The organism is Pantoea sp. SIMBA_079 (assembly GCF_046940275.1).
GTDB classification, from domain to species: Bacteria; Pseudomonadota; Gammaproteobacteria; order Enterobacterales; family Enterobacteriaceae; genus Pantoea; species Pantoea borealis.
This window is the reverse complement of sequence record NZ_JAWRYR010000176.1, coordinates 1-288: the sequence shown is the minus strand read 5'-3', so window position 1 is coordinate 288 and position 288 is coordinate 1. Positions and strand designations below refer to the sequence as shown.

Below are 288 nucleotides of genomic sequence, written 5' to 3'. Positions count from 1 at the left end.
ACGTGTGCCACCGCGGGAAACGACCGTTGTGCTCTGGAGCCAGCTCGATTCTGCGGTCAACGCTGAATGCGAACAACCGCCCGTCAAATCGATCGTCGGCTTCATTTCTTTCCACGGCGAACCAGGTCGCGATAAGAGGATTGACGCTGACATCGAGAAGCCGTGTGGGACCACCCAGGTGTTGCAGATGTGCCATCAACTCCAGAGCTGCCAAGTGATCAAAGCGCCACTCGCGTCGGGCAAGCTTGAGGGTGTTCGCCTCAGCGAGCACCATATCGTCCTCGGTAG

Annotated in this window: 1 protein-coding gene; it reads right to left on the bottom strand. The window is 58.3% G+C overall.

Going from position 1 to position 288, the window contains the following annotated elements; translation table 11 throughout:
• The coding region (locus SB719_RS19600) for an FRG domain-containing protein (protein ID WP_412159661.1) at positions 1–274 on the bottom strand (274 nt) is incomplete at its 3' end.
• Positions 275–288 lie beyond the last annotated feature (14 nt).